At 41.5% G+C, this 17316-nt stretch carries 15 protein-coding genes and 1 tRNA gene; 11 read left to right on the top strand and 5 right to left on the bottom strand.

The features are described from left to right. Positions 1 to 130: 130 nt before the first annotated feature. The 3 genes from L1264_RS03050 to L1264_RS03040 form a co-directional block, all read right to left on the bottom strand. Positions 131 to 1957 (bottom strand): DEAD/DEAH box helicase, encoded by a 1827-nt coding sequence (locus L1264_RS03050; RefSeq protein WP_199527854.1) that lies wholly within the window; start codon positions 1955 to 1957, stop codon positions 131 to 133. Positions 1958 to 2104: 147 nt separating this feature from the next. Then, positions 2105 to 2368 (bottom strand): GrxA family glutaredoxin, encoded by a 264-nt coding sequence (locus L1264_RS03045; protein ID WP_054553185.1) that lies wholly within the window; start codon positions 2366 to 2368, stop codon positions 2105 to 2107. A 111-nt stretch (positions 2369 to 2479) separates the two neighbouring features. After that, complete coding sequence (locus L1264_RS03040; RefSeq protein WP_235382040.1) at positions 2480 to 2938, bottom strand: TlpA family protein disulfide reductase; 459 nt, start codon at positions 2936 to 2938, stop codon at positions 2480 to 2482. Between the two features lie 329 nt (positions 2939 to 3267). Between L1264_RS03040 and L1264_RS03035 the strand changes: the two genes are divergently transcribed. Next, positions 3268 to 3714, top strand: coding sequence for an Hsp20 family protein (locus L1264_RS03035; RefSeq protein WP_135923951.1), 447 nt, complete (start codon positions 3268 to 3270; stop codon positions 3712 to 3714). A 78-nt stretch (positions 3715 to 3792) separates the two neighbouring features. Here L1264_RS03035 and L1264_RS03030 read toward each other — a convergent pair whose 3' ends face one another. After that, entirely contained in the window at positions 3793 to 5346 is a 1554-nt protein-coding gene (locus L1264_RS03030) for a cryptochrome/photolyase family protein (RefSeq protein WP_199527852.1), read from the bottom strand. Between the two features lie 129 nt (positions 5347 to 5475). On the opposite strand from L1264_RS03030, the gene L1264_RS03025 reads away from it, so the two are divergent. Further along, positions 5476 to 6255 carry a DUF4124 domain-containing protein gene (locus tag L1264_RS03025; RefSeq protein WP_199527851.1) on the top strand — a complete coding sequence of 260 codons (780 nt, stop codon included), beginning with the start codon at positions 5476 to 5478 and terminating at the stop codon, positions 6253 to 6255. Here L1264_RS03025 and L1264_RS03020 read toward each other — a convergent pair. Then, positions 6250 to 6711: a globin gene (locus tag L1264_RS03020; RefSeq protein ID WP_135923954.1), complete on the bottom strand. Its 462-nt coding sequence runs from the start codon at positions 6709 to 6711 to the stop codon at positions 6250 to 6252. The two genes, L1264_RS03025 and L1264_RS03020, sit on opposite strands and share 6 nt — an antisense overlap. Before the next feature lie 245 nt (positions 6712 to 6956). Between L1264_RS03020 and L1264_RS03015 the strand changes: the two genes are divergently transcribed. From L1264_RS03015 to nlpI, 9 genes are all read left to right on the top strand, one after another. Continuing rightward, a tRNA-Met gene (locus L1264_RS03015) sits at positions 6957 to 7033 on the top strand. A 295-nt stretch (positions 7034 to 7328) separates the two neighbouring features. After that, positions 7329 to 7784, top strand: a complete 456-nt coding sequence (gene rimP / locus L1264_RS03010; protein ID WP_062569821.1) for a ribosome maturation factor RimP — start codon at positions 7329 to 7331, stop codon at positions 7782 to 7784. Between the two features lie 38 nt (positions 7785 to 7822). Further along, complete coding sequence (gene nusA, locus L1264_RS03005) at positions 7823 to 9322, top strand: transcription termination factor NusA (protein WP_135923955.1); 1500 nt, start codon at positions 7823 to 7825, stop codon at positions 9320 to 9322. 25 nt (positions 9323 to 9347) lie between these two features. Next, positions 9348 to 12005: a translation initiation factor IF-2 gene (infB, locus tag L1264_RS03000; protein ID WP_135923956.1), complete on the top strand. Its 2658-nt coding sequence runs from the start codon at positions 9348 to 9350 to the stop codon at positions 12003 to 12005. Between the two features lie 110 nt (positions 12006 to 12115). Next, complete coding sequence (gene rbfA, locus L1264_RS02995; RefSeq protein WP_036969898.1) at positions 12116 to 12520, top strand: 30S ribosome-binding factor RbfA; 405 nt, start codon at positions 12116 to 12118, stop codon at positions 12518 to 12520. Then, positions 12520 to 13464: a tRNA pseudouridine(55) synthase TruB gene (gene truB / locus L1264_RS02990; RefSeq protein ID WP_135923957.1), complete on the top strand. Its 945-nt coding sequence runs from the start codon at positions 12520 to 12522 to the stop codon at positions 13462 to 13464. Before rbfA ends, truB begins: the two co-directional genes overlap by 1 nt. Before the next feature lie 108 nt (positions 13465 to 13572). Next, entirely contained in the window at positions 13573 to 13842 is a 270-nt protein-coding gene (rpsO, locus tag L1264_RS02985; protein ID WP_036969894.1) for a 30S ribosomal protein S15, read from the top strand. A gap of 243 nt (positions 13843 to 14085) precedes the next feature. Then, on the top strand, positions 14086 to 16215 hold the full coding sequence (gene pnp / locus L1264_RS02980; RefSeq protein WP_138557813.1) for a polyribonucleotide nucleotidyltransferase: 2130 nt from the start codon (positions 14086 to 14088) through the stop codon (positions 16213 to 16215). 128 nt (positions 16216 to 16343) lie between these two features. Further along, positions 16344 to 17222, top strand: a complete 879-nt coding sequence (gene nlpI, locus L1264_RS02975) for a lipoprotein NlpI (RefSeq protein WP_199527849.1) — start codon at positions 16344 to 16346, stop codon at positions 17220 to 17222. The last annotated feature ends 94 nt before the right edge of the window (positions 17223 to 17316 follow it).

The raw sequence follows: 17316 nt of genomic DNA, 5'->3' as shown, positions 1-17316 counted from the left end.
TACAGCTTACAGCTTACAGCTTACAGCTTACAGCTTACAGCTTACAGCTTACAGCTTACAGCTTACAGCTTACAGCTTACAGCTTACAGCTTACAGCTTACAGCTTACAGCTTACAGCTTACAGCTTCAATTAGTTAGCTGTGAAGCTCACTGGACGACGCTCTTTACGAGGGCCACCACGTTTTTCACCACGGTCTTTGAAGTTACGCTTTTTATCACCACGGTCACCACTTGGGCGTTCTGCGCGAGGAGCAGCAGGACCTTGGTCTTGTGTTAGCGTCATATTCATAGGACGTTTACAGATAAATACCTTTTGGAAGTGATCAAGCACATCTTTTGGCATGTTCTGTGGTAACTGTACTGTGCTGTGGCTGTCGTGTAAGCGAATATCACCAATAAACTTGCTTGAGATATCAGCTTCGTTAGCAATCGCACCAACAATGTTTTTAACTTGTACACCGTGCTCGCGACCTACTTCGATACGGTAAGTATCCATAGGACCCATGCTGCGGCTGTTGCGCTCACGCGGCTCGCGCGGTTCACGAGGTTTACGCTCGCGTGCAGAACGCTCACCACCACGATCACCACGTTCGTTGCGACGACGGTCGCCACGTTCGCTGCGTTCGCCACGCGGTTGAACTTTAACTTCTTCAACCTTGATTGGTGATTGTTGCTGCGCTAAACAAAGTAACGCACCTGCTAAGTCTTCAGTACTTAACTCAAGTTTTTCAGCCATGTTAGCAGCTACTTGATTAAAGAACGTAATGTCTTTGTTTTCAAGCGCAATTGTTAACTTGTCTTGAAGTGCTTTAATACGCTTTTCTTCAACGACTTTTGCAGTTGGCAAATCAACTTGTGCGATCTCTGATTTCGTATGACGAATGATATTTTTAAGTAAATAACGCTCGTTGTGTTTTACGAAAAGAATCGCTTTACCTGTACGACCTGCACGACCTGTACGGCCGATACGGTGAACGTAGGCTTCAGAGTCTTGCGGGATATCGTAGTTGATAACTAAGCTTAAACGGTCTACATCAAGACCACGTGCAGCAACGTCTGTTGCAATAACGATATCAACTAGGCCGTTTTTCAAACGGTCTACTGTACGTTCACGTGCTTGTTGGTTCATGTCACCATTAAGTGGTGCCGCAGAGAAACCTTCGCGCTCAAGTAATTCAGCTAACTGTACCGTGTCGTTACGCGTACGTACGAAAACAATTGCACCATCGTATTCTTCAGCTTCTAAGAAGCGAACGATTGCTTTGTTTTTGTGTACATGTGCATTCCAAAATACTTGCTCAACTGTTGATACAGTTGAGTTACGAGCAGAAATATGAACTTGCTCAGGCTCATTCATGTACTTGCTGCTAATATTTTGGATTTGCTTAGGCATGGTCGCAGAGAAAAGACATGTTTGCTTTTCACGTGGCGTTTTCTCCATGATGCTTTCTACATCATCAATGAAGCCCATGCGTAACATTTCGTCTGCCTCATCAAGAACAAGGGCTTGTAAGCTCTCAAACTTGATAGTGCCACGGTTAATGTGGTCAATTAAGCGGCCCGGCGTTGCAACAATGATTTGCGCGCCACGACGAAGTGCACTTAGTTGGATGCTGTAGCTTTGGCCACCATATAGGGCTAAAACTTCCACACCACGAGTATGCTTAGCATATTGTTCGAATGCCTCAGCTACTTGGATCGCAAGTTCACGCGTAGGCGTTAAAACAAGGATCTGTGGCTGCTTCACAGACGGGTCAATATTATTTAGTAACGGCAGTGCAAATGCTGCTGTTTTACCTGTACCCGTTTGCGCTAGTCCCAGTACGTCCTTTCTTTCTAGCAATAACGGTATACATTGAGCTTGGATTTCAGATGGAGTCTTGTAACCCAACTCTTCAACTGCTTTAAGGATTGCAGGAGAAAGATTTAGAGATTCAAACGTGACTGGTTCTGACATTAATACGCCTCAACGAATTTAAAGAGGCGCGCATTGTATAGGAAATACAAGGCAATTGCTTGTATAAATTACAACTAATTTGTATGTGGTTGATGTTGGTCATAATTTAATCAATTTAAATTTGCAAAAATCAACCACGTTTACAATTTATTGATATAACCCTAAATTTTCTTTAGCGTATGCTTCGAACTCAGTGAAGCCACCAATGTGGGCTTGGTCAATAAAAATCTGTGGTACGGTTGGGCAAGGTTTGCCAGCAGACTGCTCTAAATCTGCTTTGCTGATCCCTTCTTTGATGATATCGATATAGCGGTATTTAAAATCATCACGCTCATTAGCTAGTTTTTCAGCAACGTCTTTTGCACGTACACAGTATGGGCAGCCTTCACGGCCAAAAATTACAGTTAACATATCGCTCTCCTCGATGGTTTATCTGGTTATCATCTTAACGAATTCAATGAATAAAAACAGTGCATAAAATCGATTGTACTGTTCTATTTTTTCTCAGCAAATGTGATTGAGCTAATCAAGTGTGCGGATTCTGAGGCCAAGCTCTGTTGAGTAACCCATAGAATGCGCAGTGATAGCCAGCTGCTCATCAATAACATAATAAGTTGGGTAGGCACTGATTTTATAATCTTGGCCTGTACTTTTACTGCCAAGTAACACAGGCATGGTTAATTCGAGTGAATCAGTAAACTGTTTTACTTCAGTAATATTCTCATAATCGAGGGCAATCGCTATCGCATTTAACTTACCTTGCTGATAGGCAGTTTCTAAATTTGGCATACTGTAGCGGCAAATTGAGCACCATGGCGCAAAGAAATACACCACTGTTTGCTTTCCTTGCAATTGCGCAATGGTCATCCGCTGTGTCGGGTCTTTTAACGTGGCCAAATTAAAATAGGGGGCAGGGGTTTTATCAGTTGAGAGTAAATTTCGCTGCTGAAATGTGGTCACGGCATACACAATGACTGCCATTAACACGACATTTTTTAGCACACTTAAAAATTTTTTTAAAAAAGTTAGATTTTTTTTCATTGTTATTTTTTACGTGGTTAGCCCTTTAAAATCAACTTATTCAGACCAGTTTGAGAGCACTTAACTTTCATTTAATTTAAAAAAATTGCAATTTTTTTTGCTAAAAATCTTGAAAAGAATTTACCCGCCCATAAATAGTTTAGTGAGGACGCCTGATGGGTCCCAAACAAACTAAAGTAATTGAAATATATATTATTAATTTAACTTTGTTAGCGCTGGTTCAATAGAAGAGCACTAACAAAATATCGCTTAAATATGAGGATATAATTATGCGTACAGTAGACTTATCACCACTTTATCGTTCATTCATCGGCTTCGATCATTTAGCATCATTAATGGATGCGGCAGCTCGTACAGACAAGCAGCCAAGTTTTCCTCCGTATAACATCGAAGCACTCGATAAAGACAAATATCGTATCACTATGGCTGTAGCCGGTTTTAGTGAAAGTGAATTGACCATCGAGTCAGAAAACAACACATTAAAAGTCAGTGGCACAAAAGCTGACAAAGAAGACAATGCAGAGCGTAAGTTCATTCATCAAGGCATTGCTGAGCGTAACTTTGAACGTAAGTTCCAATTAGGCGACCACGTTAAAGTACTAGGCGCTGACCTTGAAAACGGCTTACTAAGTATCGATTTACAACGTGAAATTCCAGAAGCGCTGAAACCACGTAAAATCGAAATTGGTAATGGTAAATTACTCGAGAATAAGTAATTTTATACTTATCAACAAAGCATTGTTTCCCTAGTTATTTGTTAGTAATAAGCCGCCTCAATTGAGGCGGCTTTTTTATTACAGCTTTTCTAAATTATTTAAACACCAGTTGGCTCGCTCAAGCGTCGCTTGCTGAAGAGCTTCATCTTGTTTATACCAGTTTTTATAGATCATACCGATCCGTGGGTTTTGCGATAACTGTTCCTCATGCTCTAACATAAAGTGCCAATATAAACTGTTAAATGGACACGCATCGTCAGTGGTTTTCTCTTTTACTTTGTAGCTGCAGTGTTTGCAGTAATCACTCATTTTATTAATGTAATTGCCACTAGCAGCATAGGGTTTAGTGGCAATTAAACCACCATCAGCAAACTGACTCATTCCCCGAGTATTGGGCATTTCAACCCATTCAATAGCATCGATGTAAATACCTAGATACCATGCATCAACTTCAGTTGGCTCGATTGCGGTCAATAAGCAAAAATTCCCAGTGACCATTAAGCGTTGTATGTGATGGGCATACGCTGTTTCAAGGCTTTGTTTGATGGCATGCTGCATACAATTCATGTTTGTTTTACCATGCCAAAAATACTCTGGTAGAGAACGCTGTGCATTTAAGTGATTTTTTTCACTGTATTGAGGCATATTCTGCCAGTAAATCCCTCTTACATACTCGCGCCAGCCGAGGATTTGTCTAATGAATCCTTCAACTTGCGCAATATCTATATCATCAGTATGTTGCTCGTAGGTGTCTAACACTTGTTTAATGACTTGCATCGGATGTAGCATCTTGGTGTTAAGAGCAAATGACAAGCGGCTATGATACAAAGACCATTGATGCTGTGAATTGCAGGTCATTGCGTCTTGAAATTGGCCAAAATGGGGCAGCAGGTTTTCACAAAAAAAACGCAGCAGTTGTTTGGCATCATTACGTGTAGTTGGCCACAGCAAAGTTTTTCCGCATTCGCCGAAGGTATTTACTTTATGTTTTTCGATACGTTTTAAGATGTGGCTCACGTCATGGCTAAAACATAATGGAGCTGGGATTTTATCAAGGTCGTTTTGTTTTAACTTATTTCTGTTTTGCTGGTCAAAATTCCATTGCCCGCCGCAAGGTTGATTATCGTCTATGAGAATATTAAAGCGCTTTCGCATTGCACGATAGAAAAATTCCATTTTGACGTGTTTATCTTTTTTAAAGTGCGTACTTATATCTTCAAACGGCAGTAGAAAGTGCTCTGTATCGAAGCCTTTGACGTCTAAATCACTTTGCTCAGCAAATTCTGACATTTGTTTTTTTAGTCTGAACTCATCAGGGTATTGATATTCAATAGTGTTGCACTGATAGTGTTTGGCCAGTCGGGTCAATAATTCACACAAGGTGCTGTCATCTTTTGTATCATCAAGCGTAAGGTGTAGGCAATTTAACCCGACTTTATCAAGCGCCTTAGCAAAGTTTTCCATGGCTGCGAAAAATGCAGCTACCTTTTGGATATGGTGCTTCACATAGTTTGTTTCTTGTTTTAATTCGGCAACAACATATAGTATATGTTGTTGATCTTGCTCTTTGTACCAGCTGTGGTTGGCGTTTAGCTGGTCGCCAAAAATAAATCGGATGGTAGAAAATTGCACGCTGTCTATACCCAGTCTGAGGTAAATTATTCTTTACGACGTAAACCTGAATATCGATCTATTATAGAGTATGAATAGCTATTAGGGTGTTACCATTTAATTGATGTACACCACTACGGAAGGTGAAATATGAACAATAATGTCATTCAATTAGTAATTGCCATCACAGGGGTGTTGGCAAGTTCAATTGCAAATGCGGCCATTTACAAGTGCGAGCATGATGGTACTGTTGAATTTAGTCAGCAACCATGTGGTGTTGATGCAAAGCTGATAGTTATCGAAGACCATCAGCTTCAAACTAACCCTAACTCAGTACCTAAACCTGTCGCACTTGCTAAGCAAAATGATGAGCTTGATAGATATATTCGTTTGAAACAAATCGCTGTGAAAAAGGCTGAGCATTTCGATAAGATAGATACCTATACCGCGCGATTAAATAGTGAAATAGCTGCATTGAATAATCAGGCAGATGAGTACTTTCGCTCTTCATTTGGAGCAAAAAAGGCAGCCGCAGTTGCTGAACAAATGACTGCTGTTTCAGAGCGTTATAATTTATTAATCGATAATGAACAACGTAATATTGATAGATTAAATGCAGAGCAAGCTAGCTTAGAGTCAACGCTATCAAAGACTGAAAACACCGAGATTGATAGCTATATTCGCAGTGAACAGATAAAGCGAAAAATGACTGAACACAAGAACAAGATAGACAGCTATTACGATGAATTGAATCAACAGATAGCCAAATTACAACAGCAAGCTGATAAACAGGCAATTAATCTTAGTACTGAGAATAAAGATTATGCGTTGTCCGCCAAAATGAGTGCAGTAACTAAAAAGTACAATACTCTAATTGCGGTAGAACAACGCCAATTAGACAGATTGAGTAATGAGCTGGTTAAATTATGAAGTTCTTCTTACTGCGAAATTATCTTGCAGTGGTATGACATTGCTGTATGAAAACAAATAGCACTTAACGATATTTGCAAAAAGGCGAGTTGCTAATTGCCACGCATCTTTAAGTTGTTCACTCATAGGTTCTTGCATTGATTCAACGGTTTTCATAAAAGCATTCGTTAAATTATCTATATCTTGACTTGTTACGTTTAAAAAACTGAGGTTGTTGGCTAAGTATTCTATGAAAGGTGTTACTTGTTTCAAATCATCTAAGTGCATGACAACTTTATTCAAAGCACAAAAAAGCAGATAACTACGCCTATTAATACTTTCTTGACTGGGCAGGGTCATGTGTAAACTGTGCTTATTTGCCAGTGTGTGGAACTGTAAAGTAAATTGATGGAAATTAGGTTTTAAATGTTTAATGTTTTGCTGTAAAAGCCTTTTTTGTGCAGTGGATAAACTCATCGCAGCTCACTTATATAGTCTTGGCTATAGGTTGTTCTTATTATATGACTTAATATAGACCAGATTTAATAAAACAATAAATTTTATGACAATGCTGTCATAAAATTTTTAGGTAAAAAATAGTCTAACTAATTCATGCTGGAAGGTTGCTAATTGAGCGCTACATGCTTATAATGGCCGCCATTGAATTGAGGTGTTAATACTCGATTAGATGATATTAAGTAATTTACTTTAATATCGATTGGCGCGGGATGGAGCAGCCTGGTAGCTCGTCGGGCTCATAACCCGAAGGTCGTCGGTTCAAATCCGGCTCCCGCAACCAACTACATACTAAGGCATTTAAAATGCGCTTAGTGTGCTCAGTAATTAATTTACTGTATGAAGTCGCGCATTCTGGGTAATGCGCGTTTTGCGTTTAGGCTATCTAGTTTAATTTAGTCAGATATTTGACTCGCAACCAAGCTTGGCCCTAGGCCACACAGTTTTATGCTTTAGGTGTGACGCCCCGCTTGGTTCGGGGCGTTGTTGTATCTGGTCTAGCATGATGTGTTTTAATCATCATTAAACTCAGTATTTCAGGGCTTTATGCCCTTTTTTTGTTTGTATGGAGGATTTTCGTGACAAAACTTGAGCAAGATTTAGTAACCATGCTCTCACCAGCCGTAGAAATGTTAGGCTTTGAGTTACATGGTCTTGAGTTTGTGCAAGCTGGTCGCCACTCTACATTACGTGTTTATATCGATCACGATGCAGGGATTACGGTTGACAATTGTGCCGACGTAAGTCGTCAAGTTAGCGCAATTTTGGATGTCGAAGATCCAATTACAAATGAATATGATTTGGAAGTGTCGTCTCCTGGTGTTGATCGTCCATTATTCAAACAAGATCATTACGAGAAGGCGCAAGGAGAAGAAGTACGCGTGCGTACTAAGCTTCCACAAGATGGTCGTCGTAACTTTAAAGGCGACTTAGTATCAGTTAGCAGTGATATGATCACACTTTCGGCAGATGGCACTGAGCATATGATTATGCTTAGTAATATCGAACGTGCGAACATCATCGCAAAGTTTTAATTCGAGTGCGAAGGAATAGGGCAAGCGAGGCATAACCCATGGCAAAAGAAATATTATTGGTTGCTGAAGCCGTCTCCAATGAGAAAGCGGTTCCAAAAGAAAAGATTTTTGAAGCGTTAGAGTTCGCATTAGCGACTGCTACAAAGAAAAAACACGATGGCGAAATTGATGTTCGCGTAGCAATTGATCGTAAAACAGGTAATTACGATACATTCCGTCGTTGGAAAATTGCAGAAGTTCTTGAAGATGGTTCATTAGAACATCCTTACAGCGAAATCACATTAGAAGCAGCACAAGTTGAAGACCCGTCTTTACAACTTGGTGATTACGTTGAAGAGCAAATCGAATCAATTAAATTTGACCGTATTACAACGCAAATGGCGAAGCAAGTTATCGTACAAAAAGTACGTGAAGCTGAGCGCGCACTTGTTGTTGAAGAATATAAAGATCAACAAGGTGAATTAGTAACAGGTGTTGTAAAAAAAGCAACACGTGATGCTATTATCCTTGACCTAGGTAACAATGCTGAAGCGGTTATTTACCGTGACGACATGCTACCGCGTGAAAACTTCCGTCCGGGTGACCGTATTCGTGGTTTACTTTACGAAGTAAAACCAGAAGCACGTGGAGCACAATTGTTCGTTACACGTTCTAAGCCTGAGATGCTAATGGAGTTATTCCGCATTGAGGTGCCAGAGATTGGCGAAGAAATGATTGAATTACGTGCTGCGGCGCGTGATCCTGGTTCTCGTGCAAAGATCGCTGTTAAATCAAACGACAAACGTATTGACCCTGTGGGTGCGTGTGTTGGTATGCGTGGTGCACGTGTACAAGCTGTTTCTACAGAGCTTGGCGGTGAGCGTGTTGATATCGTTCTTTACGATGACAACCCAGCTCAATTCGTTATTAATGCGATGGCACCAGCAGAAGTTGCGTCAATCGTAATGGACGAAGACACGCATTCAATGGATATCGCTGTAGAAGCAGATAACCTAGCGCAAGCAATCGGTCGTAACGGTCAGAACGTACGTCTTGCTAGCCAATTAACTGGCTGGGAATTAAACGTAATGACAGTTGATGAAATGCGTGAAAAGAATGAAGCTGAGTCTGATAAACTAATCAACTTATTCACTGAGTACCTAGATATTGATGATGAGTTTGCAACATTACTTATCAACGAAGGTTTCTCAACACTTGAAGAAGTTGCTTACGTTCCAGCATCAGAATTCTTAGAAATCGACGGTTTAGATGAAGAAACAGTTGATATCTTACGTTCACGTGCAAAAGACGCGTTAACAACAAAAGCGCTTAAGACAGAAGAAAGCCTTGAAGGTGCAGAGCCTGCAGAGGACTTACTTGCACTTGAAGGTCTTGAGCGTCACCTTGCATTTGTTATGGCAAGTAAAGGTGTAGTAACACTAGAAGATTTAGCAGAGCAAGGTATTGATGAGTTAGTGGATATCACTGAACTTTCAGAAGAAGAAGCTGGCAAGCTAATTATGGCTGCGCGTAACATTTGTTGGTTCGCAGAAGAGTAATTTATTAACGGAGGTATTACACACTATGGCAGAAGTAAATGTTGAAAAACTAGCCGGAGATATTGGTACAACTGTTGATAAACTACTACAGCAGCTTGAGCAAGCCGGTATTTCTAAAAAAGCAGGTGATATGGTAACTGAGTCTGAAAAGTCGACGTTACTTGACCACTTGAGCAAGCAGCATGGCGGTACGGGTTCTGAAGGCCCAGCCCGCATGACTTTGCAACGTAAAAGCAAAAGCACGCTTAGCGTGACTGGCTCAACAGGTAAAGCAAAGTCTGTCCAAGTTGAAGTACGTAAAACTCGTACTTATGTTAAGAAAAGCGCCATTGAGCAACAGCAAGAAGAAGAGCGTTTAGCTGCAGAAGAAGCTGCCCGTAAGGCAGCAGAGCTTAAAGCCCAGCAAGAAGCTGAGGAGCTTAAAGCGAAACAAGAGGCAGAACGTAAAGCGAAAGAAGAAGCTGACCGTAAAGCCAAAGAAGAGGCTAAACGCAAAGCTGAAGCTGAGCGTAAAGCGAAACAGAAGCAGATGACCCCAGAGCAAAGTGCTAAGTCTGAAAAAGATCGCGCCGAAGCTGAGCGTCTGCAAAAAGAAGCAGAAGAGGCCGCATTGAGAAAAGCTGAAGAAGAAGCGAAACGTCAAGCAGAAGAGGCAAGAAAGCTAGCTGAAGAAAATGAAGCTCGCTGGAAAAAGGAAGAAGAAGAGCGTAAGCAGCGTGAAGAAAACGCTGATCACCACCTTACAACTTCAACTTACGCACGTGAAGCAGAAGATGAGTCTGATGCACGTGAAGAGCAAAGCGCTCGTCGTAAGAAAAAGAAAAAAGGACCTCAAAAAGAGAAAATGCCTGTTGGTCCTAAAGGCAAAAAAGGCAAGCTTAAAGCACCAACGTCTTTACAACATGGTTTCCAAAAACCAACGGCTGACGTGAAAAACGAAGTTCGTATCAGTGAAACAATCACTGTTGCAGAGCTTGCATCACGTATGGCGGTTAAAGGTGCTGAAGTTGTTAAAACAATGATGAAGATGGGTGACATGGTTACCATCAACCAAGTGATCGACCAAGAAACAGCACAACTAGTTGCTGAAGAAATGGGCCACAAGGTTATCATCGTTAAAGAAAACGAATTAGAAGAGAAAGTACTAAGCGACCGTAGCGAAGAAGGTAAAGCCATTCCTCGTGCACCGGTTGTGACAGTAATGGGTCACGTTGACCACGGTAAAACGTCAACACTTGATTACATTCGTTCAGCAAAAGTTGCTTCTGGCGAAGCCGGTGGTATTACTCAGCACATTGGTGCATACCACGTTGAAACAAATGGTCACATGATCACATTCTTAGATACTCCGGGCCACGCCGCGTTTACATCAATGCGTGCTCGTGGTGCGAAAGCAACAGATATCGTTATTCTAGTTGTTGCTGCGGATGATGGTGTAATGCCACAAACTAAAGAAGCGGTTCAGCACGCCCGTGCTGCAGGCGTTCCTTTAATCATCGCAGTTAACAAGATGGATAAAGAAGGTATCGACCCAGATCGCGTTAAGAACGAGTTAGCTCAGTTAGACGTTATCCCTGAAGAGTGGGGCGGTGATACGCAATTTGTACACATCTCTGCAAAAACTGGTTTAGGTATCGATGACTTACTTGAAGCTGTATTAATGCAAGCTGAGATCTTAGAACTTACTGCACCAGCAGAAGGCATGGCGGCAGGTGTTGTAATTGAGTCACGTCTTGATAAAGGCCGTGGTCCAGTTGCGTCAATCCTAGTTCAGTCTGGTACGCTTAACCAAGGTGATATCGTACTTTGTGGTCTTGAATATGGCCGTGTACGTGCGATGAAAGATGAGAACGGTAAAGACATCAAGTCTGCAGGTCCATCTATCCCAGTTGAGATTTTAGGTCTATCTGGTATCCCTGCTGCGGGTGATGAAGCTACTGTTGTTAAAGATGAGCGTAAAGCGCGTGAAGTAGCACTTTATCGTCAAGGTAAATTCCGTGAAGTGAAGCTTGCTCGTCAACAAAAAGCGAAGCTTGAAAACATGTTTACTAACATGACGGAAGGCGATGTTTCAGAAGTTAACATCGTACTTAAAGCTGACGTACAAGGTTCGATTGAAGCGATTGCTGATTCACTAACTAAGCTTTCTACTGATGAAGTTAAAGTGAAGATTGTTGGTTCAGGTGTAGGTGGTATCACTGAAACTGATGCAACGCTTGCTGCGGCATCTAACGCAATCGTTGTTGGCTTTAACGTACGTGCTGATGCTTCAGCTCGTAAAGTGATTGAGTCAGAAAACCTAGACTTACGTTACTACAGCGTAATCTACAGCCTGATTGAAGAAGTTAAACAAGCGATGTCAGGTATGCTTGCTCCAGAATTTAAGCAAGAGATCATTGGTCTTGCTGAAGTTCGTGACGTGTTCAAGTCACCTAAGATTGGTGCAATCGCAGGTTGTATGGTTACTGAAGGTATCGTTAAGCGTAGCGCGCCTATCCGTGTACTTCGTGATAACGTGGTTATCTATGAAGGTGAACTTGAGTCACTACGTCGCTTTAAAGATGACGTACAAGAAGTACGTAACGGTATGGAATGTGGTATCGGCGTTAAGAACTACAACGATGTTAAAGTTGGCGACCAAATCGAGGTATTCGAGACGGTTGAAGTACAACGTTCACTTTAATTTCGTTTAAGTCACTATTTTAAATGGGGGCCTAGCCCCCATTTGTGTATTCGTAATTAAATTAACTTATTGTTTAACATCAATAAGTTATTATTTTAGAGTGAAATGAAATGAGAGAATTTTCTCGCACTGATCGTGTTGCTCAGCAAATTCAAAAAGAGATTGCTGTTATTCTTCAACGCGAAATCAAAGATCCACGCTTAGGCATGGTGACAGTGTCTGCGGTTGAGGTATCTCGCGACTTATCTTATGCAAAAGTATTTATCACAGTGTTTAATACTGATGATGAAGATAAAGCCAAGCAAAGCGCTAAAATCTTAAATGAAGCAACGGGTTATATTCGTTCTTTATTAGGTAAACGCATTCGTGCGCGCATCATGCCTGAGTTACGATTTGTAATCGACAACTCGCTAATGGAAGGTATGCGTATTTCAAACTTGGTTGACTCAGTTATTCGTGAAGATAATGCCAAGCATGTAAACGAAGATGATAGCGAAGAAGGCACTAAAGACTAATGGCTAGACGCAGTAAAGGTCGTGCTATTGACGGCATTTTATTACTTAATAAGCCGCAAGGTATTTCATCAAACAAAGCATTGCAGCAGGCAAAGGGTATTTACTTTGCACAAAAAGCAGGCCATACAGGTGCGCTTGATCCGCTTGCAACGGGTATGCTGCCAATTTGTTTTGGTGAAGCGACTAAGTTTACCCAGTTTTTGCTTGATACAGACAAAACTTATGTTGTACGCGCAAAACTTGGCGAGCGAACTACCACCTCTGATTCAGATGGTGAAATCGTTGAGACGCGTGAAGTATCAGTTACGCGTGAGCAATTAGCTGAGCAAATTGCCAGTTTTATAGGTGAGTCGGATCAATATCCTTCAATGTATTCAGCGCTTAAATATCAAGGTCAGCCTTTGTATAAATATGCGCGAGAGGGCATTGAAGTGCCACGCAAGTGTCGAAAAATTAATGTATTTAGTTTAACGCTTGATGAGTTTGACGAAGCGAACAACGAAGTGCAAATGACGGCGCATGTGTCTAAAGGTACCTATATTCGTACAATTGTTGACGACTTAGGTGAAAAGCTAGGCTGTGGTGCACATGTTATCATGTTACATCGCAGTGCTGTGGGCCATTATCCTAGTGAGAAAATGGTCACTCTTGAGCAACTTGAAGAAAAGCTACAGCAAGCAAAAGCAGATGATGTGGCACCTTCAAGCTACCTAGATGAGCTACTTTTGCCAATGGATACCGCACTGGTTGATTTACCTGTGATTGAAATTACACAAGAGCAGGGTGTGGCGTTTAGCCATGGTCAAACGGTGGTAATTGGTAAACCTGTGCCTGATGGCGTGGTAAAAGTTATGGCTGATGGCGTGTTTATTGGCACTGGTGAGCGTCATAAAGATGGGCACCTAAAATCAAAGCGCGGTTTATCAAATCAATTGCCTGAGTAAAGATTACCTTGTAGTTATTACTAAAGCTGGTAGAATACGCCCGCTCAATCGTTTTGGCTGAATTAGTGATCGGCTAAAACACAATTTAAATTAATTTTTGGAGTTACTATGTCACTAAGCAATCAAGAAAAAGTTGAAATCATCGCTAAATTTGCACGCGCTGAAGGCGACACTGGTTCACCTGAAGTACAAGTTGCACTTCTAACTTTCGATATCAACAAGCTTCAAGGTCACTTTGCTGATCACAAGCACGACTTCCACTCACGTCGTGGTCTTTTACGCAAAGTAAGCCAACGCCGTAAACTGCTTGATTACCTTAAAGGTAAAGACATTGCACGTTACACTGCGTTAATCCAAGAGCTTGGCCTACGTCGCTAAGAACTAGATTACGAGAAAAGGGGCTATATAGCCCCTTTTTTTGTGCGCTTATGAAAGGTATACTAGCGCACATCTTAGTAGGCAAATCTGCTAAGTGATTGAAAAAACATCATTGCCAATTGTAGTACTTAATTAATTTTTCTTAAGTTTAATTAAGTACTGTAATTGGTACTTTGATGGACTATTTTTTACCAATTCGGAGCACTGCTCTGAGTTGCTTTTACATTTAAAGGACATTTTTAAGTGCAAGCAATTATTAAAGAATTTCAACTAGGTCAACACACTGTGACTCTAGAAACAGGTGCTATCGCTCGTCAAGCTGACGGCGCAGTACTAGCAAGCATTGGCGACACTTCAGTATTAGTTACTGTTGTTGGTAAGCGTGATGCACAACCAGGTCAAGACTTCTTCCCACTAACAGTTAACTATCAAGAGCGTATGTACGCTGCGGGTCGTATCCCTGGTGGTTTCCTTAAGCGTGAAGGTCGTCCAAACGATGGCGAAACACTTATCGCTCGTCTAATCGACCGTCCGATTCGTCCACTTTTCCCAGACGGTTTCGTAAACGAAGTACAAGTAATCGCGACAGTTGTTTCTGTTAACCCAGAAATCCAACCTGACATGGTTGCTATGATTGGTACTTCAGCAGCACTTGCTATCTCTGGTATTCCATTTAATGGTCCTATCGGTGCAGCACGTGTTGGTTTCATCAACGGTGAATACGTACTTAACCCAACACTAGCTGAGCTTGAAGAAAGCCAATTAGACCTAGTTGTTGCTGGTACTGATAACGCAGTACTTATGGTTGAATCAGAAGCTGAAACACTATCTGAAGACGTCATGTTAGGTGCGGTTGTTTATGGTCATGAGCAATCTCAAGCTATCATAAACGCAATCAACGAGTTCAAAGCAGAAGCTGGTAAACCAGCTTGGGATTGGACTGCACCAGAGAAAAACGTAACTCTTGCTGAGAAAATCTCTGCAATCGCTGCTGAAAAAGTAGGTGAAGCTTACCGCATCACTGACAAAGTAGCGCGTAAAGAAGCACTTGGTGTTGCGAAAGAAGAAGTTGTTGCTAAATTAACAGCGGAACTTGCTGAAGGCGAAGAGCTAGATACACAAGAAGTTGGCAAACTATTCGGTTCTTTAGAAAAAGAAATCGTTCGTGGCCGTATCATCGCTGGTGAAAAGCGTATCGATGGTCGTGAACCAGACATGGTTCGTGCACTAGATGTAATGACGGGTGTTTTACCACGTACTCACGGTTCTGCAATCTTCACTCGTGGTGAGACGCAAGCACTTGTGACTGCAACACTTGGTACTGAGCGTGATTCACAGTTAATCGACGACTTAACTGGTACTAACAAGCATCACTTCATGCTTCACTATAACTTCCCTCCGTTCTGCGTAGGTGAAACAGGTTTTGTAGGTTCTCCTAAGCGTCGTGAAATCGGTCACGGTAACCTAGCTAAGCGTGGTATTGCTGCGGTATTACCAACACTAGCTGACTTCCCATATTCAATCCGTGTTGTTTCAGAAATCACTGAATCAAACGGTTCATCGTCTATGGCATCAGTATGTGGTACATCACTAGCACTTATGAACGCTGGTGTACCAATCAAAGCATCTGTTGCTGGTATTGCGATGGGTCTAGTTAAAGAAGGCGACGATTTCGTTGTTCTTTCTGACATCTTAGGTGATGAAGATCACTTAGGTGATATGGACTTTAAAGTAGCGGGTACTTCAAACGGTATCACAGCACTACAAATGGATATCAAGATCGAAGGTATCACTAAAGAAATCATGCAAATCGCGCTTAAACAAGCGAAAGCTGCACGTTTACACATCTTAGGTGTTATGGACGAAGCGATTTCTGCTCCTTCTGAAGAGTTATCTCAGTTCGCACCACGCATCTACACAATGCAAATCCCTGCTAAGAAAATCGCTGAAGTTATCGGTAAAGGTGGCGCAACTATCCGTCAACTTACTGAAGAAACTGGCACAACGATTGAAATCGAAGATGACGGTACAATCAAGATCGCTGCAACTGATGGCATGAGTGCAAACGAAGCTATTAAGCGTATTGAGCAATTAACTGCTGAACTAGAAGTAGGTGCAATCTACACTGGTAAAGTTGTACGTATCGTTGATTTTGGTGCGTTCGTTAATATCCTTCCGGGTAAAGACGGTCTAGTGCACATTTCACAAATCAGCACTGAGCGTGTTAACAACGTAACTGACCACCTAAGCGAAGGCCAAGAAGTTAAAGTTAAAGTTCTTGAAGTAGATCGCCAAGGTCGTGTACGTTTAAGCATCAAAGAAGCAATGGAACCAGCTGCTGAAGAAAAAGCTGAAGAGCCAAAAGACGCTTAATGATGATTGAGTAGCCAGTTATTTGCTGGTTATAAGAAAAAGGGGCTGTTTAGCCCCTTTTTTTATGCTTTAATGAAACCTATTAGCTTCGATTTTGTCTACAGAAAATTCAGGTATTAAGGAATTTAATGATTTTTAAACACTTAGCATTGACCGCAGTGGCTATTTTTTCTTTAAGTGCGTGTCAAACAACCTCACAACCTGAGTCAGTTCCGATTGTTAATGTTCCATTTACTGCGCCGCTACTGCCTGATTTCCGCAATGAAATTACGATTGCGCGCTACTCTGAACTTTTAAATCGTGCAGATTTGAGTGCAGAACAACAAGCCAAACTTTATTATGACCGCGGTGTATTATTTGACAGCTTAGGCATGTCGACACTGGCACGTATCGATTTTAACCGTGCGATTAAGCTTAAACCTGATTTAGCTGAGGTGTATAACTTTTTAGGTATTCACCACACACTCATGCAACAGTATGAACAAGCTTATGAGTTTTTTGATTCAGCACTAGAATTAAATGAGCAGCATGAATATGCTTATTTAAACAGAGGGATTGCGCTCTACTATGCTGATCGCCCGTTACTTGCTCAAGATGATTTGCAACAGTTTTTAAATCGCTCACCAAGCGACCCATACCGTGTACTTTGGCTTTACTTAGCACAATCAGAAGCCGATAAAGCACAGGCCTTAATTGACTTAAAAGCAAATGCACAAGGTGTTGACGAGTCTCAATGGGGTTACCAGTTACTTGCACTGTATCTAGGCGATGTCAGTGAGTTTGAATTCTTGTCTGGTATCATCGAAGGGGTTACCTCTGAACAAGAGTATGCACACCGCTTATGTGAAGCCTATTTTTACCTCGCTAAGATGCATCAAGCGACAGGTGATAATTACTTGGCTGCTGATTACTTTAGACTTGCCCTTGCCACCAATGTGCATGAGTTTGTTGAATATAAATACGCTCGCTTAGAACTTGAGTTAATGGCTGGTGAAGACGCGAGCTAGTGTTTATTTGCTGGTTATTACTTTACTGAGCTTGGGCTGTGTTTCAAGCTCAGTATCATTGTTTTCTCCAAGTTACGTTTTTTACGCTCAGAAG

Source organism: Pseudoalteromonas sp. APAL1, assembly GCF_021532475.1.
GTDB classification, from domain to species: domain Bacteria; phylum Pseudomonadota; class Gammaproteobacteria; order Enterobacterales; family Alteromonadaceae; genus Pseudoalteromonas; species Pseudoalteromonas lipolytica_C.
This window is presented reverse-complemented; position numbering and strand designations above follow the sequence as displayed.